At 35.1% G+C, this 25,894-nt stretch carries 22 protein-coding genes and 1 other annotated feature; of the genes, 18 read left to right on the forward strand and 4 right to left on the reverse strand.

What is annotated here, in order from left to right:
* Window positions 1–32 precede the first annotated feature (32 nt).
* The 12 genes from CAN42_RS00100 (at window position 33) to rplL (ending at window position 16,815) form a co-directional block, all read left to right on the forward strand.
* Window positions 33–7,280: a SpaA isopeptide-forming pilin-related protein gene (locus CAN42_RS00100; RefSeq protein WP_085875030.1), complete on the forward strand. Its 7,248-nt coding sequence runs from the start codon at window positions 33–35 to the stop codon at window positions 7,278–7,280.
* A 197-nt stretch (window positions 7,281–7,477) separates the two neighbouring features.
* Window positions 7,478–9,034 (forward strand): NAD(P)/FAD-dependent oxidoreductase, encoded by a 1,557-nt coding sequence (locus CAN42_RS00105; protein ID WP_085875031.1) that lies wholly within the window; start codon window positions 7,478–7,480, stop codon window positions 9,032–9,034.
* Window positions 9,028–9,492, forward strand: a complete 465-nt coding sequence (locus CAN42_RS00110; protein WP_085875032.1) for a tRNA (cytidine(34)-2'-O)-methyltransferase — start codon at window positions 9,028–9,030, stop codon at window positions 9,490–9,492. Before CAN42_RS00105 ends, CAN42_RS00110 begins: the two co-directional genes overlap by 7 nt.
* Before the next feature lie 29 nt (window positions 9,493–9,521).
* On the forward strand, window positions 9,522–11,840 hold the full coding sequence (locus CAN42_RS00115; protein WP_085875033.1) for an ATP-dependent DNA helicase: 2,319 nt from the start codon (window positions 9,522–9,524) through the stop codon (window positions 11,838–11,840).
* Between the two features lie 97 nt (window positions 11,841–11,937).
* On the forward strand, window positions 11,938–12,087 hold the full coding sequence (gene rpmG, locus CAN42_RS00120; protein ID WP_062572173.1) for a 50S ribosomal protein L33: 150 nt from the start codon (window positions 11,938–11,940) through the stop codon (window positions 12,085–12,087).
* A gap of 9 nt (window positions 12,088–12,096) precedes the next feature.
* Window positions 12,097–12,312 (forward strand): preprotein translocase subunit SecE, encoded by a 216-nt coding sequence (gene secE / locus CAN42_RS00125; protein WP_062572172.1) that lies wholly within the window; start codon window positions 12,097–12,099, stop codon window positions 12,310–12,312.
* 14 nt (window positions 12,313–12,326) lie between these two features.
* Entirely contained in the window at window positions 12,327–12,869 is a 543-nt protein-coding gene (gene nusG, locus CAN42_RS00130) for a transcription termination/antitermination protein NusG (RefSeq protein WP_085875034.1), read from the forward strand.
* A 47-nt stretch (window positions 12,870–12,916) separates the two neighbouring features.
* Window positions 12,917–13,342 (forward strand): 50S ribosomal protein L11, encoded by a 426-nt coding sequence (rplK, locus tag CAN42_RS00135; protein ID WP_060799627.1) that lies wholly within the window; start codon window positions 12,917–12,919, stop codon window positions 13,340–13,342.
* Window positions 13,343–13,381: 39 nt separating this feature from the next.
* Window positions 13,382–14,083, forward strand: a complete 702-nt coding sequence (rplA, locus tag CAN42_RS00140; RefSeq protein ID WP_085875035.1) for a 50S ribosomal protein L1 — start codon at window positions 13,382–13,384, stop codon at window positions 14,081–14,083.
* Between the two features lie 471 nt (window positions 14,084–14,554).
* Entirely contained in the window at window positions 14,555–15,196 is a 642-nt protein-coding gene (locus CAN42_RS00145) for a DUF6198 family protein (protein ID WP_085875036.1), read from the forward strand.
* Between the two features lie 515 nt (window positions 15,197–15,711).
* Window positions 15,712–15,833 (forward strand) — a sequence feature (ribosomal protein L10 leader region).
* Between the two features lie 8 nt (window positions 15,834–15,841).
* Complete coding sequence (rplJ, locus tag CAN42_RS00150) at window positions 15,842–16,378, forward strand: 50S ribosomal protein L10 (RefSeq protein WP_062572168.1); 537 nt, start codon at window positions 15,842–15,844, stop codon at window positions 16,376–16,378.
* A gap of 50 nt (window positions 16,379–16,428) precedes the next feature.
* On the forward strand, window positions 16,429–16,815 hold the full coding sequence (gene rplL / locus CAN42_RS00155; protein ID WP_085875037.1) for a 50S ribosomal protein L7/L12: 387 nt from the start codon (window positions 16,429–16,431) through the stop codon (window positions 16,813–16,815).
* A gap of 125 nt (window positions 16,816–16,940) precedes the next feature.
* Here the strand turns inward: rplL and CAN42_RS00160 are convergent, their stop codons facing one another.
* Both CAN42_RS00160 and CAN42_RS00165 read right to left on the reverse strand, forming a co-directional pair.
* Window positions 16,941–17,744 (reverse strand): LacI family DNA-binding transcriptional regulator, encoded by an 804-nt coding sequence (locus CAN42_RS00160; protein WP_085875038.1) that lies wholly within the window; start codon window positions 17,742–17,744, stop codon window positions 16,941–16,943.
* The gene (locus tag CAN42_RS00165; protein WP_085875039.1) at window positions 17,692–17,937 is read right to left on the reverse strand and encodes a LacI family DNA-binding transcriptional regulator; all 246 of its coding nucleotides are present in this window, start codon (window positions 17,935–17,937) and stop codon (window positions 17,692–17,694) included. The genes CAN42_RS00160 and CAN42_RS00165 overlap by 53 nt, the downstream gene beginning before the upstream one ends.
* A gap of 238 nt (window positions 17,938–18,175) precedes the next feature.
* Here CAN42_RS00165 and CAN42_RS00170 point away from each other — a divergent pair, with 238 nt between their 5' ends.
* On the forward strand, window positions 18,176–19,150 hold the full coding sequence (locus tag CAN42_RS00170; protein WP_085875040.1) for a dihydrodipicolinate synthase family protein: 975 nt from the start codon (window positions 18,176–18,178) through the stop codon (window positions 19,148–19,150).
* A gap of 70 nt (window positions 19,151–19,220) precedes the next feature.
* Entirely contained in the window at window positions 19,221–20,486 is a 1,266-nt protein-coding gene (locus CAN42_RS00175) for an Nramp family divalent metal transporter (protein ID WP_085875041.1), read from the forward strand.
* 86 nt (window positions 20,487–20,572) lie between these two features.
* Here the strand turns inward: CAN42_RS00175 and epsC are convergent, their stop codons facing one another.
* Together epsC and cysK are read right to left on the reverse strand one after the other, a co-directional pair.
* Window positions 20,573–21,124, reverse strand: coding sequence for a serine O-acetyltransferase EpsC (epsC, locus tag CAN42_RS00180; protein ID WP_085875042.1), 552 nt, complete (start codon window positions 21,122–21,124; stop codon window positions 20,573–20,575).
* The gene (gene cysK / locus CAN42_RS00185) at window positions 21,117–22,007 is read right to left on the reverse strand and encodes a cysteine synthase A (protein ID WP_085875043.1); all 891 of its coding nucleotides are present in this window, start codon (window positions 22,005–22,007) and stop codon (window positions 21,117–21,119) included. Before cysK ends, epsC begins: the two co-directional genes overlap by 8 nt.
* 711 nt (window positions 22,008–22,718) lie before the next feature.
* On the opposite strand from cysK, the gene CAN42_RS08955 reads away from it, so the two are divergent.
* The 4 genes from CAN42_RS08955 to pth all read left to right on the forward strand — a co-directional run bounded on the left by CAN42_RS08955 (window position 22,719) and on the right by pth (window position 25,888).
* Window positions 22,719–22,889, forward strand: coding sequence for a hypothetical protein (locus CAN42_RS08955; RefSeq protein WP_167627534.1), 171 nt, complete (start codon window positions 22,719–22,721; stop codon window positions 22,887–22,889).
* Window positions 22,890–22,965: 76 nt separating this feature from the next.
* Entirely contained in the window at window positions 22,966–24,345 is a 1,380-nt protein-coding gene (gene glmU, locus CAN42_RS00190) for a bifunctional UDP-N-acetylglucosamine diphosphorylase/glucosamine-1-phosphate N-acetyltransferase GlmU (protein ID WP_085875044.1), read from the forward strand.
* A gap of 13 nt (window positions 24,346–24,358) precedes the next feature.
* Entirely contained in the window at window positions 24,359–25,309 is a 951-nt protein-coding gene (locus CAN42_RS00195; RefSeq protein ID WP_062572163.1) for a ribose-phosphate diphosphokinase, read from the forward strand.
* A 9-nt stretch (window positions 25,310–25,318) separates the two neighbouring features.
* A complete protein-coding gene (gene pth / locus CAN42_RS00200; RefSeq protein ID WP_062572162.1) occupies window positions 25,319–25,888 on the forward strand; it encodes an aminoacyl-tRNA hydrolase in 570 nt (189 codons plus the stop codon).
* The last annotated feature ends 6 nt before the right edge of the window (window positions 25,889–25,894 follow it).

Below are 25,894 nucleotides of genomic sequence, written 5' to 3' on the forward strand. Positions count from 1 at the left end.
GTTAAGCTTAAGATTAAATTTTAGGAGGATTTATGAAAAGAAAATTAGCTTTCTTATTGGCAATACTCATGATTCTACCAAGTTTTTCAGAAATTGGGTATGCCTTAAGTTTTAAGGATGAGGAAACCAATAAGAGACAAGAAAATTTTATTGACCAAAAATTTTCCTTGAGGGAGGAGAATTTTGGACAAAGTTTACAAGCACGAAAACTTGATGAAGGAAAAAATTTAGGAGAGGATAGGTCTGCTACAAGGAATGCACCAGCGGACAATGATGAATTTACTGCTATTGTGGAAGAAGCACAAGGAGAAAATATAATAAAGCGTTCCAATAAAGTAGGAAACTTTACAATTGTCTTTCCAGCTATGAGTTTAAAAACTTCAAAGGACTTAGACAAAACCTATCAAATAAGTCTTGCTAATGCAAGTATAGTAAAAAGTATAAATGACAAAGATATTGAAAATCTTACAGCCAATGATTCGATTATGTCTGTAGAGATTAGGGATAGGACGACTAATTTAAATGTAGGAACTGTAAAGGTTGTAAAAGAAAATGGAAATATTGTTGTTAAATACATTTTTGATAAAAATGCTGCTGAAGTTACCTACAATACAGGTAGATTAAGTCTGGATCTTGAAACTAAGGAAACTAATGATGAGTCTTATACCCTTTTTCCTGAGTCTTCTGATAAAGTTAAAGTAAGTGTTGATTTTTATGGTTTTAATTTATCAGATCCTACTTATACAGGAGATAAAAAATCAGCGACAGTAAAAGTAAGTAAAAAAAGTGGTTATAAGCTTGGAGAAATAAAAGATGTTAGTGGATTTCCATCTAATGTTGAACATACAAATAATGGAAACATACACACATTTAAGTTAAAATCAGGGGACTATGCAAGCTTTAATGCAACTTTTTCTGATGGCACAGGAAGTCAGCAAAAACCAATAGAATTGGGTGTAAATCCTGACACTAAACCTGCTTATACTCCAGACATTACTCCAAAATTTGAAATAGATGGGGATAAGTTACTTGCCAGCGTAACCTTGACAAAGGATACAAAAGTAGGGGCACCAGACCTTCCTGATACTATAGATATAACTTCTTTTACCCTAACTAATGGCGCAAGTAAAACTATTCCAGAGTCTGAACAAATTAAGTTTAAGGAAGATGGACCTATAGAAACTAAAGATAATGGAGTTTCATATAATTTAAAAGAAGAGGTTAAGTTAACTGGGGAAGGAAATAAAGATAAAAAAACTTATAAACTTGAAATTCCCGTAGATAAATGGATGACCTTTAAAAATGACTACAAATATTTAAAGGCAAGTTGGAATTTTAAGTACAATTATGGCGAAGATAAAACAAAGGATGTTTCTGACAGTATTATATTTCCAGAAGAAAAGATTGCCTTAACCCATAGTGCAAAAGTTGCACCTTCAGCAGACACTGGCGAAAACTTTCTATATGAGAGCTTAGAAATTCGTCCGGCGAATGGTAAAAATCTTCCTGATGGATTTAAGATAAAAATTTCTGACAGGGAGGTTCTTTTCCCTGAAAATGTAAAGTCAAATAATAAATTTGAACTTTCAGGAGAGGGTGTTGAGAAAAAAAATCCTTGGATAGGTTATGACATTAAAGGCGACAAAGAATACACTTATAATGGTGGCGATAAAAAGTATCAAATTGTAAAAGTTAATGATAAAGACGGAAAATTCCATTATAAAATCGAGTGGAAGACAAAAGTGAATAAGCTACCAAACAACTATTGGTTATATGCCAATCCAGGAGCAAGATCAAAGACAAAGATCACTTACACCTATGAAGGGAAAACTATAACAACTACAACAGATGAAAAAATCCCCTTCTTCAAAATCGTTAAAAAGCCTTCAGATAAGCTTCAAATCGCTCAAGAAACTAACGATAAGGGTGAGAGAATTACAACATGGGCAATAGTATTTAACAGGGATCACAAAAGGAAAGCTGTTACGGAAGTTTCCGATACTTTAAGACATGGTACTTATATAGAAGATTCTCTTAAATACTATTTTATTAAACCGAATGAAGAGATCCCAAATAATGGTAAAGATATTAATAATTTGTTAAAAAGAAAAACTTCTAATGATGTGGCAAGGGATGCAAATTCTGCCAAGCCTTTCTACACAATTACTAAGGATGTAGAAGAAGGTAAGGAGCGTTTTGTAATTAAGTTTGGTGACCATTCCAATATTTTAAGAAAAAAAATAGAAGGAATTAATGCTAAGTATTCTAACTACACCACAGATAAAGAACAAGAATCTAAGAGGAACGTTGAAATTATTCATTATATTTTTCCAGATTATGTATATAAAGAAAGAGAAGCTGGCACAGTAATAACTTCAAAGGGAAATTATTTTAATGATACAAATCAAGAGGATAGCAAGAGGAATTTTCCAAATTTGTCAGACTTTAAGATAGATATATCTGGTGGAACAGCGGATATACCCTTCACATCTTTGATCGATTCTTATGTCACTCTTAAAAAAGCAAAGGCAGGTCCTGATGATAAATTGGCTTACTATCTTTTAGATGAAAAGGAAGAAGAAAAAAGTGATGCCCTTATTATCACTTATAAAACCAAGTCTGACACTAAGCCGGAAGACAACCAATTTGAGTCAAAATGGTTCAGCGAATTTCCTAATGTTACAATTATCGAACTAAATAAAGATAAAAAGCTTGATGGTCCAGATGGTTCAGACGTATATCCACAATTGAGAATTACAGGTCCCGATACTGAAGATGAAACAGGAGAAAAAAAAGAAACTAATGAGCAAGAAGGTCTTTATCCAGTAGCTAAGTACTCCTTTATTGATGATGATATGACACAAATAAAAAACGGAGTCTTGGCAAATATAAAGGGATCTTACTGTGAAGAAATAGATATTTCTGATGAAGCTCTTATGACTAATGGAGAGATAGGAGATAAGTACACCGATCTTAAACTTGTAAGATTTAAACTTGATGACTTTGACGCTGAAATTTCTAAATTGAAAAAAGAGAAGACTAAAGAAGAAAGTGAAAGTGATGAGGCTTATAATAAGAGAATTTATGATATTTTTATTGAAAAGTATGTAAAAGGAAATGTAGGAACCCTAAAAGGGGAAGAAGTTAAGTTCACACCTTCTAACGACAATAAGAGTATCAATTTTAAAACTGGTGTAAATGAAAATAACTTTAAAGACAATCATTATGTATATCTTTTCACCTACAATATGGATGCATCTTATGCATTTAACAAATCAGGAGAAGAAAAGGCAACTATCAATAACACAGCAAGTGTTAAATATGATAAGGGAATGACGCTTAAAGCTGAATCGAAAATTGAAAAACCTGATTTCTTGACAAAGGAAGATATTACTTCTGAAGCTGAACCTAAAACTTCAGGAGTAAAAACCTACAGACTTAGTTTTGACCTTTCAAAATACCAATTGAAAGATATGAGTCAAATTAAAATTACCGATAGCTTTGGTGATAATGACGAATTTGTAGAAATCACAAAAGAGGAATTAAAGGGTCCATTAAGAGCTAAAACAGACCCAACAGCTGCCGACGAATATGAAAATGCTCCAGAAGGACTTACGATTCTAAGAGATGGCAAAGTATTCACTGTAAAAAGTGATAAGGATCTTTCAGGTAAAAAGTTTACAATTATCTACAGTGTTAAAATGGATCTTTCAAAAATCTATGATGGGGGACAAGGAGATAAGGAAATAACAAATACTGCAAGTGCAGTAATTGAAAATAAGAACACTCCTCCTCAAACCATTAAAGAATCTGCCAGTGCGACAACAGAAGTTCAATATGGAGAGTTTTTGAAAAAATCAGTTGATAAATGGGCAGATAATGCAAATAATAATGAAATTAAGGAGTTTAAAAAATCAACAAAAAGACACTACAAATTGACATTTTCTTTAAAGAATAAGGAATTTTTAAAAAACGCCAAGACCCTTGAGGTTAAGGATACTTTTTCTGATTACCACGATTTAGTTGAGTATGATGACATTAAGTTAAGTGGTAAGGATACAGCAAATTTAAATATGGAAGTTAAATCTAAAGGTGATAAAGAAATTCTATTTGAAGTGACAAAAAATAATGAATCGGCTCAATTCCCTGATGAGTTCGCCTTAGAATATGATGTAATTTTGAAAAATGCTGAGATAGTAAAAAAAGCTGGTGGCGAAGCAAAAAATAAGGAAGGGGCAAGTCTTACAAATGAAGCCACTGCTGTATTTACATCTGATAATGCAAGTTATTTGCAAAAAGCAAAGGCTACAACCCTAGTCCTTGCAGGTTCTTTGGAAGTAGAAATTCAAAAGTTCACTATAAATCTTGAAAAAGTTTTGCCACAAAGAATTATTGGTAAGGATAAAAGCGATAGTGATATTTATGCACCGCTAGATTATAGTAATATTTCATTCCAACTTACAGGAAAATATAAGGTAACTGAAAAAGGAACTGCAGTAGAAAAAGATTATGATTCAAAAAAACTCCAAGTTTCATCTGATGGAACTTTAATCTTAGACAAGATTCCATTTAATGGCGAATACACTTTAACTGAAACTGTAGATCCAAAATCAGACTACAAGGCTTTGAAAAATCCAGTGAAATTCAAGGTTTCAGCAGATGGAAAAGAAATAACATTTGTGAATGGAAGCCTTGAAAAGGATAAAGCTGAAGTCACAAGTATAAATAGTAAAAATTATTCCGGCGATGATTGCATTAAAGTCAAGTATGATATTAATAAAAATAGCGGTTGGTCCTTCGTTGTAAAAATGGGACTTAAGGTTTATAACGAATTAAAGCCTAATGAAAAGCATACCCTAATATTTAGAAAAGTGGATCAAAATGGAAAGCCATTACAAGGTGCTAAATTTAAAATAACTAAGGAAGATGGGACAGATTTATTAGACAATAACAGTAGACCAGTTTATAAAAGTTCTGATAAAGATGGTATCGTAAAATTTGAAAATCTTTCAAATGGAACTTATAAGGTTGAAGAAACTGAGTATGCACCAGGAAGATATAGTGACAAAATGGAACCATTTGAAATAAAGCTTACAAAGGATATGTCGAAAGAGTACAATTATGGCGATGTAGTAAATAAAAAACTAACCCTTCACAACATTTCCTTTATAAAAGCAGAAATTCAAAACAAGGGCAAAGAAAATGAAAAGATAAATCCACTTCAAGGTGCAGAGTTTAAACTTATGAAGAAGGGGTCAAGAGGTGAATTTTTAGTAGATCAAACTGCAACATCAGGAGATGATGGCAAAGTTACTTTTACAAATGTAGCTGGTGGTACCTACAAGATTGAAGAAAGTAAAGCACCAGTTGGCTATGGCCTTCCTACAAATAGGACAGTCATAAAAGAATTCCAAGTGAAAGAAGATGAAAGCGAGGATTATTACGACTGGTCTAAGGATCCCGTAACCGAGAAAAAAGTTGTTGAAAATTCAAAAATAAAACACAAAGTTTCCTTTGTTAAGTATAAGGAAGTTTATAAGGGTAAACCTCAACCAATGGAAGGGGCAATCTTTATTCTTCAAGAAAAGAAGGGCGACAAATTTGAAAGCATTAAAAATGGAGAAGACTTTGTAACTGCAAAATCTGATAATAATGGTTTAGTAAGTTTTGACAACTTAGACAATAAGCAGTATCAAATTATAGAAGCTCCAGCTGCAAGTGATGATCCAAAGAGTCCAATAAAAGGACCTCTTAATAGCTTTGCAGACTATGATGTAAATACCAATGTAATTAAAGTTCCTGATCTTACAGAGGCAAGAGATAAGGCATTGGATATAAAATTGTTCACTGATGATGAAAAAATTATTGGTGATAAAAAAGTTAATAGCGATGAAAAGTTTATTAACTACAAGATGAGAAGGGGCTTCTCCTTTAAAAAACTTGATGAAGCCTTAGATGAAAAGGGAAAGCCGAAGGCCATGAAGGGAGTAATCTTTAAGGCCTATCGCAAGGTCGATGGCAAGTTTGAAGATGAAGTCTATAGGTATCTTAACAATTCAAACCCTGCAAATCCGGAATTTAAAAATGCAGTTGCTGTTTCTGATGAAAAGGGCGATGTAATTTTTAAGGGTTTTGAAAATGGAACTTACAAAATTGTAGAAACTAGACTTCCTGGTTACGAAGAAATGTCCTTTGAGATTGAAGTTTCAAAGGATGGTGTGACTTTCCCTAGGGAAATGACTTTTGGTAAGTCAAATATCGTGAAGAACTCCTATACTCGTCACAATATTTCCTTTAAAAAGGTAGATAGTGCGACAAAAGTAGGTATTGAGGGAGCAGTATTTAAACTTGAAAGGCTAGAAAAAGACGGAAAATATTCTTTAGTAAAGGATAATTTAAGGTCAAATAGTCAAGGCATAGTAAGTGCAGGACCACTCTTAAATGGTGAATATAAAATAAGTGAAGTAAAGGCACCTGTAGGATATAGGGAAAGTGATTTGACCTTCAATTTCAAACTTTCAGATTCAGATTTGAAAGATATTTATCTAAAGAATGTTGAGAATGAAAGCTTGCCTAAATATTATTCTTCAGGCTCTAATAACAAGGGAAATCTACTAAACAAAAAGGATCACTATGCGTATATGTATGGTTATCCAGATAATACTTTTAGACCAAGTAGATCAATGACAAGGGCAGAAGCTACTGCTATGTTTGGTCGTCTACTTTTGAAAAGACCAACTAAGTCTAATGAATTTAAAAAGATTTATTCTGATGTAAATAAGGATGACTGGTACGCAAGTGCAGTAACTATTATGACTGAGCTTAATATTGTAAAGGGTTATGAGGACGGCTCTTTTAAACCAAATGATCCTATTACTAGGGCGGAATTCGCAACTATGGCAAGTCAATTTGATAAGTTAAGTGGTGGTAGTCTTAACTTTACTGATGTGAATACTTCTCACTGGGCTTATTCTTATATTGCATCAGCCTATAACAAGGGTTGGATAAGTGGTTATCCTGATGGAAGCTTTAAACCTGAAAAGAGTATTTCAAGAGAAGAGGTTGTATCAATAACCAATAGAATGTTAGATCGCAAGTGTGATTTAGATTTTGTTAAGAAAAATAAGTCTATCTTAATTATGTTTAAGGATAACCCTGAAAGCTCATGGTCCTATGGAGATATAATTGAAGCAACTAATGGTCATGAATACCACAGAAAGAATGGAAGCTCAATTGAGGAAGTTTGGGAAAGATTAAATCATAAAGAATTTCATGTTTAAGATAAGAAAATTATTTTCTTAAATTATTTTTGTAAAACAATTCAAGAAAGGAAAGGGAGACCCAGTGAGGTCTCTTTTTCTTTTGAATTTTTTATTTTTAATTTTGTTTTGCTAATTTATATTTTTCAAATCTTTCTCTACTAAGTAGGTTTTTATTTACTAGAATGATTTCGTGTTATAATGTCCTTGGTGAAAAAATGATAATTTTAAGAAATATAAAAATTCCCTATGACAAGGACCAAAAGTTTTTGAGGGAGAAAATTGAAAAGGAAATAAATAAGAAGGATTTTGACTTTAAGATTCACAAGAAGTCTTTCGATGCCAGGAAGGGTTTAAACTTTGTCTACCAAGTTGTTATTGACTTAGACCTTGATGACATTGATGTGAAAATTCAAAAGCGACTTAAAAATAATCTTGCGGTCTTTCAAGAGGAGAAGCTTGAAGTTGAAAACAAAAATAAAGTTGAGTCAGCTGTAATTGTTGGGACTGGTCCTGCAGGACTCTTTGCAGCCTATCTCCTTGCCAAGAAGGGGGTCAAGGTTACCCTAATCGAGAGGGGAAAGGCAGTTGATGAAAGAGTTGCAGATATTGACCAACTCCACAAGACTGGAGTATTAAATGAAGATTCCAACGTACAATTTGGAGAAGGTGGAGCTGGAACTTTTTCTGATGGAAAGTTAACTTCACGCTCCAAGGACAAGAGGATGGGTCACATCTTCGACATCTTTGTGGACCAGGGAGCACCAGAAGATATTCTCTACGAACAAAAGCCCCACATTGGGACAGACATCTTGCGTGATGTCATAAAAAATATGAGGAAGGAAATAGAAAGCTTAGGTGGTGTCTACCACTTCAGTGAAAAGTTTTTGGACTTTGAACTTGATGGTGGCAAGATTAGTAAACTTATTACCAATAAGGGCAAGTACCAAGCTGATGCCTACATCTTGGCCCTTGGCAATTCTGCTCGTGATACCTTTAGGACCCTAGACAAGTATGGCCTAATTGAGTCCAAGCCCTTTGCAGTTGGTTTTAGGATTGAGCATTTGAGAAGGGACATTGAACTTGCACAATTTGGGGTGACATCTGAAAAGCTACCTGCAGCTACTTACCAATTAAATGTTACTGACAAGGACTTTGACCATTCAGTCTATACTTTTTGTATGTGCCCAGGTGGCTATGTTGTGAACTCCTCTTCCCTTGAGGGACAACTTTGCGTCAATGGTATGTCATACCACGACAGGGATGGCAAGAATTCCAACTCTGCTGTAGTTGCATCTATTGATGAGAAAATTTACGGCCAGGGCAATCTTGCCGGTATGGACTTTCAAAATATGATTGAGAAAAAGGCGTTTGATCTTGGTGGGGGCAAGGCTCCAGTCCAAAGACTAAAGGACTTTATGGAGGGAAGAGCTACAGAAAAACTTGGAGAAGTTAGTCCGACTTTTATACCAGGATATGTCTTTGCCGATTTAAATCAAATTTATCCAGAGTCTATTAACCAAGCAATAAAGAATGCTCTTAAAGTTATGGACAAGAGGGTCAAGGGTTTTGCCAACGACGATGCGATTTTAACTGGGGTGGAAACTAGGACTTCTGCTCCAATTAGGATCAAGAGAAGTGACTACAGGACAGAAAAATTTCAAAATCTTTATCCCATTGGCGAGGGAGCAGGTTATTCTGGTGGAATAATTTCATCTGCCCTTGACGGGATAAAGTGCGCCATAGAAATTTTAGAAGGAGACAAAAAATGTTAAACATAGTATTTTACGAACCAGAAATTCCCTTTAACACAGGTGCCATTGCAAGGACTTGTGGACTTACAAAGACAAGGCTCCACCTCATAAGGCCCCTTGGTTTTTCCGTTGACGACACCCATTTAAAAAGGGCAGGTCTTGACTACTGGCATCTTGTGGATATTACTTATTACGATTCCTATGATGAACTTGTGGAAAAGTATCCTGACAGGAACTTTTACCTTGCTTCAACAAAGGCAAAGAAAAAGTACACAGATGTTGAGTATAAGGATGGGGACTTTATAGTTTTCGGACCAGAAACTCGTGGTCTGCCAGAAGATTTAATTTTTTCAAATTACGACAAGGCCATAAGGATTCCAATGCTAAAGGACTTTGGCAGGAGTCTAAACTTGTCAAACTCTGCAAATATAATTTTATTTGAAGCCCTAAGACAACTTAATTTTTTAGATTTGGAATAGGTTTAACTTACAAGTAGAAAGGATTTATTGTGAAGGAAGTAAGAATCTCCGTAAGAAATTTAATAGAATTCGTCAAGAGGTCTGGCGACATAGATAGGAGATTCTTTTCCAACAAGAGGGCTGTGGAAGGAATAAGGGCCCATCAAAAGGTCCAAAGGGAATACTCCAAGGACTTCTTGACAGAAGTTTTTTTGAGGACCACTGAAGAAATTGAGGGAATAAATTTTACAGTTGAGGGACGTGCTGACGGGATTGAGGTCACAGACCAGGTGACAGTTGATGAAATTAAATCAACCACAAGAGAGCTTGAGGACCTTGAGAAGGAAGAAAATATAATGCACTGGGCACAAGCTAAGTGCTATGCCTATATCTATGCCAAGGACCATGAACTTGACGAGATTAATGTCATGCTCACTTACTATCAACTGGAGTCGGAAGAAATTTTAAATATAAAAAAGACTTTCACTTTTGGCGAACTTCGTGACTTTTTTATGGGGACTCTTGTGGAATATCTTGAGTTTTCTAAGAGGATTGTTGAGTGGAAGGATATAAGGGACGAGTCCATAAAAAAATTAAAATTTCCTTTTAAGTCCTTTAGGAAGGGGCAGAGAGACCTTTCTGTTGCAGTTTACAATACCATTGATGATGAAAATAAATTATTTGTGGAAGCTCCAACGGGGATTGGCAAGTCGATTTCCACAATTTTTCCAACAATTAAGGCCATGGGAGAGGACAAGATTGACAAGGCCTTTTATCTTGTGGCAAGGTCCACAGGGAAGAATGCAGCCAAGGATGCCCTTGAAAGGCTTTTAAATAAAAAGCTTAGACTAAAGCTTACAATTGTCACAGCCAAGGACAAGGTCTGCATCAACGATAAGGTAGCCTGCAATCCAAAGGACTGTCCCTATGCCAAGGGTCACTTTGACAGGGTCAATGATGCCATAATTGACATCTTTGATGCCTGCGACAACTTCACAAGAGAAAATATTGAAAAATTTGCAAGGCTCCACATGGTTTGCCCCTTTGAATACCAGCTTGACCTCTTGGACTTTTCTGACTTCATCGTCTGCGACTACAATTACATATTTGATCCAACAGTTTATCTCAAAAGATTTTTTGAAAATTCAATGTTGAGGTTCACTTTCTTAGTTGATGAGACTCACAACCTCCTTGAGAGGGGAAGAGAAATGTATTCGGCAGAAGTTTCTATCGCTGACCTTGAAAGCTTAAGAGAAATTCTGCCAAAGAAGAGGAAGGCTGCGAGAAAGCATCTTGCTAATGCCCTAGAAGAATTTCAAAAGTTGGACTCACGCAAGACTTTTCATTCTTATGAGTCCTTTGTAGGCTTTAATGGGGAAGTGGAAAAGACAGTTTTCTCCATGAACGACTTTTTGACCAAGGACAAGGACCAAGAAAACTATGACCAAGCCCTTGATATTTATTTTTCACTCTTTAACTACATCAAAATTTTGGAATACTACAACAGGGATTTTGTTTCCATAAAAGATGAGGACAAGATAAGGATAAAGTCCCTTGATATTGCACCTATTTTTCAAAATATTTTAAGAGCGCCAAAGTCCTCTGTATTTTTCTCTGCAACCCTAAACCCCATAAGATATTATGGAAAACTTTTGGGGGCAGACGAAGAGACTTCCTACTACAAGATTGAGTCACCCTTTGATCCTAACAATCTCTTAGTCCTTCGCAACAATAAAATTTCTACAGTTTACAGAGATAGAGAAGAGTCCATTGATGAAATAATTGATAACCTCAGAGAGTTTTCGCAAGATGATGGAAATTATATTTTCTTCTTTCCATCCTACTCTTATATGGAGGCAGTCTACGATAGATATGTAGAAATTTATGGAGAAGCTATTAAGCAGGATAGAGAGATGACAGAGACAGAGAGGGAAGAATTTTTAAACAACTTTACCTTCTTATCATCAACAAGGGCCTTTGCAGTCATGGGTGGAGTTTTCTCTGAAGGTATAGATTTAATTGGCGAGAGGCTAAGGGGAGTTGCCATAATTAGTGTTGGCATTCCCGGACTTTCTTACGAGAGAAATATTTTAAAGTCCCACTTCCAAAAGAAGTACAATAGAGGTTATGAGTACGCCTACATCTATCCAGGCATGATCAAGGTCATCCAATCCGCAGGAAGGGTTATAAGGACAGAAGATGACAGGGGAAAAATTTTATTAATCGACAAGAGATTTTCACTTGAACCCTACAAGTTTTTGTTACCCCACCACTGGCAAATTTTTGATTATGAAAAGTTAGATCAAATAGAAACAATTTTAAAACATTTTAAGGAGGTCAAAAGCCTAAAAAATAGAGAAAATTTATAATAAATATCTTTACAAAGCCTTTCTTATGTGATAATATTGTTGAGTAAATTAGAAGGAGCCAAAGGCGGCTCTTTTTTTTAGCACTGGAGGTGTTTTTATGGCAGATAGAGTAGTACTTGAGTGCACACAATGTAAAAACAGAAATTATGTGACATATAAGAACAAGAAAAAGACTACTGAAAGATTGGAACTAAAGAAGTATTGTAAATTCTGTAAAGAACATACAACACATAAGGAAACTAAGTAAGGAGGATTTATGGCTACTAAAACAGCACCTAAGCCTGAAGAAAATAAAGGTGGTCTAGGTAGATATTTTAGAGGTGTGAAATCTGAATTCAAAAAAGTTGTATGGCCTACTAAGGAGACTGTAATCAAATATTCTATTATAGTAATCGTGGCAGTTATTTTGTCATCACTACTATTATTAGCATATGATAAGATCATAATGTTTTTATTTGGTTTTATTTATTGATTGGAGTGTTATAGTTGGATACACAAGAGCTTAACAACAATGAAGCTTCAAAATGGTATGTAATACACACTTATTCAGGTTATGAAAAAAAGGTAAAGGCAAATATGGAAGCCATGGTTCATAATCGTGGCATGGAAGATGTCATCTTCGACATTAGAATTCCTATGGAAGACTATGTAGATAATAAGGATGGCGTGTCCAAGGCAAAGGAAAGAAAGATGTTCCCATCTTATGTCCTTGTAAATATGATTATGAATGATGAAACTTGGTATCTTGTAAGAAATACAAGAGGAGTAACTGGTTTCGTTGGACCTGCATCAAAGCCTGTACCACTAACTGATGAAGAAGTGTTACTACTTGGAGTTACTGATAACAAAGAGTTATTCGATAATTACGAGATAGGGGAGTTAGTCAAGGTTATACATGGGCCCTTCAAAGACTTGGTGGGTAAAATTGACGACTTCAATTACGACAAAGGAAAAGTTAAAGTTTGTATCTCCATGTTTGGAAGGGATACAATAGTTGAATTAGATTTCAATCAAATTATTAAAGAGTAAGAGATGTGTGGGAGGGTAAACCCGCATTACCACAAGGAGGAAATAAAATGGCAAAAAAAGTCATAGCATTAGTAAAATTACAAATTCCTGCAGGAAAAGCTACACCAGCTCCACCAGTTGGTACAGCATTAGGACCTCATGGTGTAAATATCATGCAGTTCACAAAGGAATTTAACGCAAAGACTCAAGATCAAGCAGGTATGATTATCCCTGTTGTTCTTACAGTTTATCAAGATCGTTCTTTCACTTTTATCACAAAGACTCCACCAGCTGCAGTGCTTATTAAGAAAGCTCTTAATTTGCCTAAGGCTAGTGGTGAACCAAACAAGAAAAAAGTTGGAAAGCTAACAAAGGCACAAGTTGAAGAAATAGCTAAAACTAAGATGCCAGACCTTAACGCAGCAAGCTTAGAAGCAGCTGTTGAATTGATCGCTGGTACAGCTAGAAGTATGGGTGTAGAAGTAGAAAGATAAGTGGGAGGCTAAGCCGTAGGTACCACGAAGGAGGTAAATATGCCAAAAAGAGGTAAAAAATATCAAGAAAGCGCTAAGCTTGTAGATAAATCGAATTTATATGACGTTAACGAAGCTCTTGACTTAGTTACAAAAACTGCTAAGGCAAACTTTGATGAAACAGTAGAACTTGCAGTAAGACTTGGTGTAGATCCAAGACACGCTGACCAACAAGTTAGAGGTACTGTAGTACTTCCTAACGGAACAGGTAAAGAAGTTAAGGTACTTGTTCTTGCTAAGGGAGAAAAAATTAAGGAAGCTGAAGCAGCAGGTGCTGACTTCGCTGGTGGAGAAGAATTAGTTGAAAAAATCCAAAGCGAAAACTGGTTTGGTTTCGACGTAATGATTGCAACTCCAGATATGATGGGCGTAGTTGGTAAAATCGGTAGAGTTCTTGGACCAAAGGGACTTATGCCAAACCCTAAATCAGGTACAGTTACATTTGATGTAGAACAAGCTGTTAAAGAAGTTAAGGCTGGTAAGGTTGAATATAGAGTTGACAAGGCTGCTATAATTAACGTACCAATTGGAAAAGTTTCTTTCGGAGCTGACAAACTTGCTGAAAACTTTAAGACAATTGCAGATGCTATTATTAAAGCAAAACCAGCATCAGCAAAGGGTCGTTATTTAAAATCAGTAACAGTTTCATCAACAATGGGACCTGGAATCAAAGTAAATGGTTCAAAATTAATTGAAAAATAAAAACACCTAAGATAAATAAAACCCCTCGACTTCTTATGAAGTAAGAGGGGTTTTATAATGGACTTAAGTTTAAAAGCTTAGGTCCTTTTTATTAGAAATTTTTAAAAACATTTGGTGAAGATTTTGAGAAATTTTAATTTTTAAAGCAAAAGAACTTGCAATTTATAAAGTGAGGCACTATAATACTAAACGTTGATTAAGTATTTTACGGTGGTTACCGAAATTTTCAGGTAGTTTTTATCTGATGCTAAAGTTTACGACAAGAGAGCCTTTTATCTGCCTGATGTGGTAGATAAAACAGCTAAAAAGTAACTATTACGCTCAGAGTTTTTACAAGAAAAAATCAGCAAATAAAAAGCATCAACACCACAAGATTGCAAAAGTACGAAGGATATCCTTACGACCGACAGCAGTCTTTTTTTGTTGGTTGGATACCCTTCTAATATTGCGAAATATTAAGGAGGTGTTAAAATGCTAAATCAAAAGCTGACTTGGTTAAAATTATCAAGAGCAGGACTAATCAATATTATCTTAGGATCTATGATTGAGGCTTTTACAGTTGTAAATATTCATATCCCATCTCAAATTACAGAAGGTGGAATCCTGGGCCTTGCCTTATTATCTTATAAGACCTTTGGTATAAATCCATCAATCCTAAGTCCAGTAATGGATGTTATTTGTGTTATTATTGGAATAAATATTTTTGGAAAGGCATTTTTAAGAAAAACTTTATTAGCTTCTTTACTGTTTGCCCTCTTCTATAAAATATTTTCACTTATGGGACCAATTCTTCCTGATCTTTATAGCTATCCATTATTGGCAGCTGTAGTTGGAGGAATTGGCATTGGACTCGGTTGTGGACTTGTAGTATCACAAGGAGGAGCCACAGGTGGAGATGACGCCTTGGCCCTTGTAGTGTCAAACAAGACTAAGATAAATATTTCTTATGCCTACTTACTAATGGACTTAATAGTCTTAGTAATGTCTTTAACTTATATTCCATTTTCTAGATTAATTTATTCTTTAATTACTACAACAATATCATCTCTTTTAGTAGGTCAATTTGAAGTTAATGTTAGTCCATCAGTGGAAAAAACAAATTTTTCGATTTAAAATTTTATTTTAAGTTGATGATTTCTAAGTTTATATATGAAAAAGAGTAGCTTCGGCTACTTTTTTTATTGAAATTTTTATTTTCATACTAGATTATGAGTTAAACTAACTTATTAAAAACTTATGAGTGTACAGATATTTATAAACAAGTAAAAATTTATGAGTTAATTAAAAATTATGACTTAATAAAATCTTGTGAGCTTGTAGTTTTTTATAAACTTGAGAGATCTTATGGCTTAATAAAAAATTATGAGCTTGTGATTTTTCATAACTTTGTAAGACCTTACGACCTAGCAATTTTCTACAAAGAAGTTAAGTAAAATTAAAAGTTTTTTGATCTGGAGTAAAAAATTAAAAGTAGCCTAAGTTAATTTTAAAATAATAAATAGAAGAAAACTTTATAAATTCTTTAGTTTTATGTATAATTATCCGGAAAACTACATTTAAATAAATATAAACAAAGAAATTTAAAATAAATGCAAATAATCATTGACAAGGACCCAAAGACTATATATAATACATATGTTACTAAGCCGCAGACAGTAGGTGGCACTGCCATAATTCCTACCGAGGTTTGAAATTCGGATTTATTTGATTTTCACATCTCACGGCGGCGTGAGATTTTTTTATTTTGGGGGTGACAAATTGAAAGAAGAAAAATTACAATCAAAACAAGCCCTAGTAGATGAAATTAAAGAAAAAATTCAAGGCGCTCAATCTATCGTTCTTGTAAACTACAGAGGATTAACAGTTGAAGAAGTAACTGAACTTAGAGCTAAGTACAGAGAAGCAAATGTTGATTACAAGGTTTATAAAAACACAATGATGAGACGTGCTTTCGAAGAGTTAGGTGTTGAAGGTTTAGAAGACTTCCTAAAGGGACCAAGCGCTATTGCATTTGGTATGGAAGATCCAGCATCTGCAGCAAAAATTTCATCAGAGTTTGCAGAAGATCATGAAGCACTAGAAATTAAAGCAGGATTTGTTGATGGAAAGGTATTATCACTTCCAGAAATCGACGCACTTGCTAAATTACCATCCAAGGAAGTTCTTGTTGCACAAGTACTTGGCGGCTTAAACGCTCCAATCCAAGGATTCGCAAATGTACTAAGTGGTACACTATCAGGTTTTGCAAGAGTTATTGCACAAATCGCAGACAAGAAAGAAAAGGAAGCAGCTTAATCTGCTAAAAAATTAAGAAAAATTATTATTTAAAATTACGGAGGAATAAAATGTCAGAAAAAGTAGAAAAATTAATTGAAGAAGTTAAAGAACTTACAGTATTAGAATTATCAGAAGTTGTTAAAGCTCTAGAAGAAGAATTCGGTGTATCAGCAGCAGCTCCAGCAGCAGTTGTAGCAGCTCCAGTAGCAGGTGCAGCAGCTCCAGCAGCAGCAGGCGAAGAAAAAACTGACTTCGATGTAATCCTTGCAGAAGCAGGACAAGAAAAAGTTAAAGTAATCAAAGTTGTTAAAGACGTAACTGGACTTGGACTTAAAGATGCAAAAGCATTAGTTGATGGAGCTCCAAAGGCAGTTAAAGAAGGCGCTTCTAAAGAAGAAGCTGACGAAATCAAGGCTAAACTTGAAGAAGCAGGAGCAACTGTAGAAGTTAAATAATTTAACTTAGTTAAATTTTAAAGAAACTGTCCCATTGGGGCAGTTTCTTTGTGAAAATCTTTATAAGATATGTAAAGAAAAAGAGAACTCCTTTTATGTCGAGTTCTCTTTTTAAATAAACTTTTTTAAATTGTCTCTCTAATGTTTAAGGACGTATTAAAGGTCACGTGTTCAACTTGAGAATAGTCTGATTTTGAATTAATTTTATTTATCAAAAGCTCTACAGATTTATTTGCAATTAAATCTAGGGGCATTTCCATGGAAGTGATCTTTGTCTCTAAGAGTTCGCCCATAGAGTGTCCTGCTAAACTTATAATCTTAAGATCTTCTGGAATTATATATCCTAGGTCCTTTGCCGCTCTCAAGACTCCCATGGCTTGAAGGTCGTTTGCTGTTAATATACCATCAATATTACCGTATTGATCGTCCAATTCTTTAAACTTATTATATCCTGTTTTAAAGAAATCCATATTATAATAATCGTTGTTTATTGATAGGTCATCTTGACCTAGTTCCGATATAGCCTTTAAATAACCCCTGTATCTTTCTGCAAAGGGACGAATTTCCATGATTCCATTTATTAGAGCAATTCTCTCACATCCACATCTGCGCAAGAAATGGACTCCTTCGTGAGCACAGTTAAAATAATTGACATCGACGGAGCTCAAGTGGTCGGTTTGATTTCTAACTAATTGAACTACAGGTAGGTCGGAGGAATTAATATCTCTAATGAGCCTCTTGTTTTGGCCTGTTGAAACTATTAAAAGTCCATCTGTATAACTGTCCCTAACTTTTTTTAGTGATATTTCTTCAACGTCAGGATCATCATTGGTATTTATTATAACAATCTCGTATTCATAATCTCTTGCTTTTTCTTCAATGAGTTGGACTAACTCTCCAAACATGGATAAGAATAGGGATGGTATCATTACGCAAATATTTTTTCTTTTTCCTTTTTTTTACGCCTTTAATCAATAGGTTTGGTTTGTAGCTCAGTTCTTCAACAGCATCCATTATTCTTTTTTTAGTTTGTGGATGAACATAACCACTATTATTTAAAGCTCTAGACACAGTGCTTACATCAACATTTGCTAGTTTAGCAACATCTTTTAATGTTGTCATAAAGCCCTCCAATCTTCTAAGTTTATAATATAATCATATATATTAATTGGATTTATTTCAAGCTTTGGGATTTACATTACTAATGCAATAATATTGCATAGATTTTTTAATTTATGCAAAATATTGCACAAGGCCTTGATTTCGTTGACCCCACTCCAGGATTGATGGTATAAATTAGTTAGAAAACGTTGCAGCGTATAAAACAATAACTAAAATTAATAATCAAGGAGAAATTAAAATGACTAAAGAAAAAACTTTTAAAACTATATTCCCAGCAGTTTCTGTACCACTAAATGATGACGATACTATTAATGAAAAAGAATTTAGAGAATATTTAAGATGGATAAAAACTTTTTACAATAAAGGAATCCAAGGACTAGTTGTAAACGGTCACACAGGTGAAATCACTGGATTAACAGCAGAAGAAAGAATTAGAACTATTGAAATCGCAGCTGAAGAATGTGGAGATATTATGACAATAATCTCTGGTATCAACTGTGAAAGCACAAACGGTGCAGTTCAAATGGCAAAAGATGCTAAGACAGCAGGAGCTGACGGTATCCTTCTAATGCCACCTCACATGTGGTTAAGATTTGGAATGCACAAGGATGCACCATTTGAATTTGTTAAAGATGTAGCTGAAGGTGCAGATATTGACATCATCATCCACTTATATCCAGCTTTCACTAAGGCATTCTACCCAGTTGAAACTCTAATTAAGATGTGTAAAGAAATCGATCATGTTAAATGTATTAAGGTTGGTACAAGAGTTACACCAATTTACGAACACGATATTAGACTTCTTAGAGAAGAATGTCCAGACATTTCTCTTATCACTTGCCACGACGAAACTCTTGCAGTAACAATGTTTACAGGTGTAGACGGAGCTCTTATTGGATTTGCAGGCTGTGTTCCTGAAATTATTTGTGAAGCTTGGGATATATTTAAAAATCCTGACAAGCACACTCTTAAAGAAGCTCAAGATGCATCTGATAGGATCTATCCAATCAGTCAAGCTATTTACGGTGGTGGACAACCATCTGGTGAAGCCCACGCAAGACTTAAAGAAGCTCTAGTTCAAAGAGGAGTATTCTCAAGCGGTCTTATGAGAAAACCAGTTCTTCCATTAAATCAAGAAGAAAAAGACTGGATTGCTGAAGGTCTTAAGAAGAGTGGCTTAGGAAAAGTTGATATGACTGAGTTTAAAAAATAAGAGAATTTTTATTAATCCTCTGACTCTTAAACAGATCAGAGGATTTTTTTAAACAAAAAAGGGGCAAAAAATGGAAATTAATAAAGTAATAGGAGAAGGTGTAAAAAAGTTACCCTTTAAAGAACTTGTTAAGAGAATAGGACCTGGCCTTATAGCTACTGGGATTGTAATTGGACCGGGGGCGGTAACAACAGCTGCCATGTTAGGTGGAAATTATGGTTATGATTTAATCTGGCTTTTGATCCCGATTATTTTCATGGGGATTACTTTTATGATGGTTACAAATAGACTTGCAATAACAACAGGTCTTCCAACTATACATGCAATACACAAGTACTACGGACCAATAGCATCTGGTATAGTAGGTACTGCAACTTTTATAGCATGTCTGTTTTTCACTATGGGAAATATATCAGGGACTGGTGCAGGAATGAACTTAATCTTTGGGATAAACTGGAAGATAGGTTCTGCCATTATGGTTGCAATAGTTATTTATTGCTACTTCAGTAAAGATGTTTATAATAAAGTTGAAAAGGTTATCACTTTTTGTATACTTGGTATGATTGTTGCATTTTACATCACTCTATTTGGAGTTGGTGGGCCTGATCCTAAAGGTCTAGCTACTGGAATGACATCTTTTAAAATTCCTGAAGGTAGTCTAGGAACTGCTTTAGCCTTTATTTCAACTAATGCAGCTATAACAGCTGGAATTTATAACACTTATCTAGGACAAGAAAAGAAATGGAATAAGGAAGATTTATTTAACGGAGTTATGTTTACCGATGCTCTTGTTCACGTTATAAGTGTTGTCCTAATTTCTGGGGCAATAATTTTGGTAGGTGCAGTAGTCCTTCATCCAACTGGAGAAAAAATAAAGGCTCCAGCACAACTTGCAGCATTATTAGTCCCTATGATGGGAAGGGCAGCAAATTATATTATGGGTGCTGCATTATTAGGTGCAGGATTTTCTTCTCTAATTGGTAATACACAAAGAGGAATAGTATTATTAAATGCAGGAATGCAAAAAGAAGTAAAATTAGAATCAAAACTAGTAAGAAACGGTTGTCTAGCAGTCTTGGTGTTTAGTATGATAGTAGCTTATGTTTTTAACGGCTCTCCAATACAGTTAATTTTTATAGCAAACTTAGCAACATCGATTGCTACACCAGTTGGTGGGTTGTTTGTAACTCTCTTAATCTGGAGAAAGGATGTAAATGAGGGATACAAGGATCCAACTTTATTAAGGATTGCCATGACAGTAAGTTATGTTTTCGTTTTAATTATGACTTTCTCATCACTAAAAACTTTAATTCCTAAAATAATGAATATGTTCTAAAAAGAAAAAGAGAACTCCTTTTATGTCGAGTTCTCTTTTTTGATTGTGAGTAAAGTTATGCCTATAAAATTTTAAGTTAAAATAAATTAGTGGAACTTGTTTTCGCTTGGGTCGTGAAATTTCACTACCTTGGCGGGAGCTCCAACGGCAGTTGAGTTGGCAGGTATATCTGTAAGGACAAGGGCGCCTGCACCAATTTTTGCTCCATCGCCAATTGTTACTGGTCCAAGGACTGTGGCGCCCGTCCCAATTATGACGTTGCTGCCAACTGTGGGGTGCCTTTTCTTTTCCTTTTCGTTGCCTGTTCCACCAAGGGTTATGTTGTGGTACATGTGACAGTTATCTCCAATCTCGGCAGTTTCTCCTATAACAACAGCCATGCCATGATCAATAAAAAGATTCTTGCCAATTTTGGCACCTGGGTGGATTTCGATGCCAGTCTTCTTCCTTGCCCTTTGTGAAATCCATCTTGCAAGTGTAGTATGATCTTTTTCGTAAAAGTAGTGGGCAATTCTATGGCTGACCATACAGGGAACAATGGGATACATAAAAATTGCTTCGAATAAACTTTTACAGGCTGGGTCCTTTAATAAAATAAATTCTCCGTATTCTTTTATTTTTTTCAAATACTTAATCATTTTCAAAAAGTTCAGTGGACATATATCTTTCAGCTGTGTCAGGTGCAACTGTGACTATATTTCCACCAAGCTCCTCTTGCATTTTTAGTGCACCTACTACATTGGCACCAGCTGATATACCAACAAGTAGTCCTTCTTCACGAGAAAGTCTTCTTGCCATTTCTATTGCTTCATCTGACTTAACAGTGATTGTCTTGTCTAGGATTTTTGTGTCTAAGACTCCTGGCACAAAGTTTGCCCCAATCCCTTGGATCTTGTGTGTGCCAGCTTGACCTCTTGTAAGAAGTGGAGATTCATCTGGTTCAAGACCCCAAACTTTTATCTTTTCATCCTTAGATTTTAAAAATCTTCCAACTCCTGTGACAGTTCCACCAGTTCCTATTCCTGCAACAAAGCCTGTGATGTCCCTTAGGTCCCTATAAATTTCTGGACCTGTAGTTTCTTCGTGGGCAAGAGCGTTGTACTTATTTTCAAATTGGTTTGGCATAAAGTAGTTGCCAGTAGCCACAAGTTCCTTTGCCTTGTCAACTGCTGTTTGCATGCCGCCATCTCCTGTTAAAATTAAATTTGCTCCAAAGGCTGCGATTAAGTTTCGCCTTTCAATTGACATAGACTTTGGCATAACAATATTAACCTTATAACCAAGGGCACGGCCAATCATGGCTATGGCGATTCCTGTGTTGCCACTTGTTGGTTCAACAATTTCCATGCCTTCTTTTAGGGAGCCGTCTTTGATAGCTCCCCTTATCATGTAGAGGGCAGCCCTGTCCTTGATAGACCCTGCTGGGTTAGACTTTTCTACTTTTACAAAGATCTTTCCTCCGCCAATGTTTTCTAATTGTACTAATTTTGATTCTCCAACTGTCTCTAATAATTTTGCCATTTTTTTCTCCTCCGTTAATACATAAAAAAAAGAGTATATGAAATCATATACTCTTAAAATCTTTCTTAATAACTAATAAAATTTTAAAATATTGATTCACATTCAAATAAGTCCTATAAAATTTTTTATAGAACAACAACAGAATGCTTGGCTTGTGAAATTTTTAAAATTATTTAAGTTTTTCATTTTTATCGCCTCTCAATATGTTTCGACTATACCCTTTAGAATTTTAATTGTCAAGTAGAATTTAAAAGAACTTTTAAAACCTTAGGTTTTATCGATCTATAAGGAGGGGGTTAAGGGGCATTGCGAGGCCCCTTTTCCCCCTCCTTAAACCACCCCCTATAACCCCACGCGCTGGTAGTCCAAAAAAATTGGCTATGCTAAAAATAGAAGAACACAAATTGTCGCAAGCTCCAATTTGCGAACTGACCTACCATCAAATTGCTTCGCAAATTGGGTTAGGTCATGTCAACTCACTCGCTTCGCGAGTTCAAACAGTTGAAAATTTTTAACGCATAGCCAATTTTTTTGCTTATTATATGCACTCCCACTAGTCTTTATTTTAAGGCTGACGTCTTGCTTATGAAAAGTAAAGAAAGGGATCCTGCAAGGTCGTTAGGTTGTAAGAGAGTTCTGATGGAGATATCACTAAGGCATAGGTAAGGGATATTCGAAAAATCTACTCTCACAGGAATGGATATAAATTTCATGAAAATTTACAACTTAGCAAAAAGCTACGACATTATAAGAAACTATGACTTTGTAAAAATCTATAAGTTCACAAGAATTTATGACTTCACAAGAATTTACAACTTCATCAAGAATTTATTTTATTTTTACAAAATCCAAAAAAATCTTATACAAGGGGCTGAAATATAAATTTATTATGAAATTTTCTTGAATATAAGAGTCAATCTTAGTTATAATGTAAGAAGTAAATAAAAAGAGGTGTTTTATGAAAGTTTCAGTTATCCTGGCAGCAGGAGAGGGAACGAGAATGAAGTCCAAAAAACCAAAGGTACTTCATGAAATTCTTGGAAGACCTATGCTTTTTTATGTCCTAAATTCTTGCAAGCATTCGCAAGTTGAAAAGAATCTTGTAGTTGTGGGACACAATAAGGAAAAAGTACGCAAGGCCTTCGAGGATGAAAAAGATGTGGAATTTATCGAGCAACCTATTGGCGATAATGTACCCTATGGTACAGGCTATGCCGTTATGAATGCTCTTGATAAGATAGAAGATGATGACACAGTTATTATCCTAAATGGAGATACTCCAATTATTTCTAATTCAACTATTTCATGCTTTTTGAGATATCACGAAGAGAGAAATAATGATATAACAGTTTTATCTGCTGATATGAAGGATCCTACAAACTACGGCAGGATTGTCAGGGATGAAAATGCAAATGTTGTTGCAATAGTTGAGGAAAAGGACGCAAGTGAAAAGCAAAAGTTAATTCGTGAAATTAATTCAGGAATTTTTGCCTTTAAGGGTTCTTCTCTGAAGTCAGCTCTTACAAAGATTGACACTAACAATGCAGCTAATGAGCTTTATATAACTGACACTCTTGAGATTCTAGTTAATGAAGGCAAAAGGGTTGACTCCTTTAAGCTTAGGGACACAAGAGAAATCCTTGGGGTTAATTCAAGATACGAGTTATCTATTGCAGCAGAAATCCTACAAAAAAAGATAAACAAGGAATATATGATAAATGGTGTTGGGATAATTGATCCTAAGTCCACTTATATTGAATATGGGGCTACAATCGAAAGAGATGTAATGATTTACCCAGGCACTCGCATTGACAGAAAGTCTATAATAAAAGAAGGGGCAGAAATTTACTCTTCAACAATAAAGAATTCAACAATTGGGGAAGATGTTCTTATTAGGTCATCTGAAATAGAAGACTCTACTATTGGGAGGGGAACTACAGTGGGTCCTTACGCCCACCTAAGGCCAAACTCTCATGTTGGAGAAAATTGTAAAATTGGAAACTTCGTTGAAGTTAAAAATTCCAATGTTGGAGATGGGTCAAAGATGAGCCACCTTGCTTATATAGGCGATGCCGATGTGGGCAGTGGAGTTAACATAGGTTGCGGAGTGGTCTTTGTTAATTACGATGGAAGAGATAAGTTTAGGGCCAAGGTTGGGGACAATGCCTTTATTGGTTCTAATGCAAACTTAGTAGCACCAATTGAAGTAGAAGACTATGGCTATGTTGCAGCTGGATCTACTATTACAAAAAAAGTTTTGAAGGGGCAACTTTCTCTTGAGAGAGCACCTCAAAAAAATATAGATGGTTGGGTTGAGAGAAAAGGATTTATCAAATAGGAGGACATGGATAATGAACACAGTTAATGGAGATATTGTAGTATTTACAGGAAATTCTAACCTTAGTCTTGTAGATAAAATTTGTGAAAACTTGGGAATTGAAAAGGGCGCTTGTACTGTGTCCACATTTTCTGATGGAGAAATTTCAATTGATATTGGAGTTTCTGTAAGAGGTAAGGATGTTTTTGTTATCCAATCAACTTCTTCACCAGTTAATGACAACCTAATGGAACTTTTAATTTTAATTGATGGTTTAAAGAGGGCATCAGCTGGTAGAATTAACGCAGTTATCCCTTACTACGGATATGCAAGACAAGACAGAAAGACTAAGGCAAGAGAACCTATTACTTCAAAACTTGTTGCAAATCTAATTACTGAAGCAGGAGCTGACAGAGTTGTTGCAATGGACCTTCATGCTGGTCAAATCCAAGGATATTTTGATATTCCAGTCGACCACCTAACTGCAGTTCCTTACCTTGCAAGATACTTCAAGGACATTGTAAAGGAAGACGACTTTGTAGTTGTTTCTCCAGACCTTGGAGGAGTTACTAGGACAAGAAAGTTTGCCAACGAATTAAATCTTCCTATTGCAATAATTGAAAAGAGAAGACCAAAGGCAAATGTATCTGAAGTTATGAATATTATTGGTGATGTTGAAGGCAAGTCAGTTATACTTGTTGACGACATCGCAGATACTGCTGGAACTATTACTAAGGCAGCAGATGCTTTAAAGGCAAGAGGTGCAAAAAAAGTTTATGGAGCTGCAACTCACGGAGTCCTATCAGGTCCAGCTATTGAAAGAATAGAGAATTCATCTCTTGAAAAATTTGTAATCACAGATACTATTGAACTTCCAGAAGAAAAGAAGATAGATAAGATTGATATTGTGTCTGTTTCTCCAATTTTTGCATCAGCAATTAAGAGAATCAACACATCACAATCAGTTAGTGAAATGTTTGAATAAGGTGATTAAGTGTATATAATTGCAGGATTGGGAAACCCCGGCAAGAAGTATGAAGATACTAGGCACAATGTGGGCTTCTCAACAATTGATGTCCTTGCGGATAAGCTTAATATAAAAGTTAATAAGATTAAATTTAAGGGGCTTGTAGGTGAAGGGAGAATCGGCAACGAGAAAGTCATTCTCCTAAAGCCCCATACTTTTATGAACAATTCCGGAGAATCAATTGTAGAAATTTTAAATTTTTATAAATTAAAGCCAGAAGACTTAATGGTTATTGTGGACGATATTGACATTGAATTTGCACAGATAAAGATAAAGAAAAATGGATCAGCTGGGACCCACAATGGACTTAAGTCAATTGTAAACTTAACAGGAAGCAAAAATTTTGCCAGGTTTAAAATTGGTGTTGGAAAGAAACACCCTAATGAAGATTTGGCAAGTTTTGTTTTGTCCAATTTTCCAGCAAAGGATAGAAAGCACATTGCAGATGCTATTGATGCCTGTGCTGATGCAGTAATTGATGCAGTGGACTCTGGCATTGACAAGTCCATGAATTCTTATAACAACAACATTTATTGAGGTGAA

This window comes from Peptoniphilus vaginalis (assembly GCF_900176605.1).
GTDB lineage: Bacteria > Bacillota > Clostridia > Tissierellales > Peptoniphilaceae > Peptoniphilus_A > Peptoniphilus_A vaginalis.